Source organism: Synechococcus sp. CCY 9618 (genome assembly GCF_019038415.1).
Taxonomy (GTDB): domain Bacteria; phylum Cyanobacteriota; class Cyanobacteriia; order PCC-6307; family Cyanobiaceae; genus Cyanobium.
Map to the genome: position 1 here is coordinate 1 of NZ_JAFKRG010000110.1, position 379 is coordinate 379.

1 protein-coding gene is annotated in these 379 nt (G+C 67.3%); it reads right to left on the bottom strand.

What is annotated here, in order from left to right; genetic code table 11:
- Window positions 1-9: 9 nt before the first annotated feature.
- Window positions 10-379: phycocyanin subunit beta (locus KUG41_RS15350; RefSeq protein WP_216905057.1), on the bottom strand; the 370-nt coding region annotated here is incomplete at its 5' end.

The window sequence follows — 379 nt, forward strand, 5'->3', positions numbered from 1 at the left end:
GGGCCTGGATCAGGCGACGGCGGCGGCGGCGCGGTCGAAGTAGGTGCCCACTTCGGACATGAGGGCGGAGCAGTCACCCTGGGTGATGCCGTTGCGATCGTTGGCGATGGCGATGGCGGAATCCTTCATCTTGCGGATGCCTTCGGCGACGGAAGCACCGGGGACGCCGAGGGCCAGGTAGGTCTCGCGCAGACCGTTGAGGCAGCGGTCCTCGAGGACGGAGGCATCACCGGTGAAGATCGCGTAGGTGATGTAGCGGAGCACGATCTCCATGTCGCGCAGGCAGGCGGCCATGCGGCGATGGGTGTAGGCGTTGCCGCCGGGGGCGATCAGAGCGGGCTGCTGATCGAAGAGATCGCGGGCCGCGTTGGTGACGATC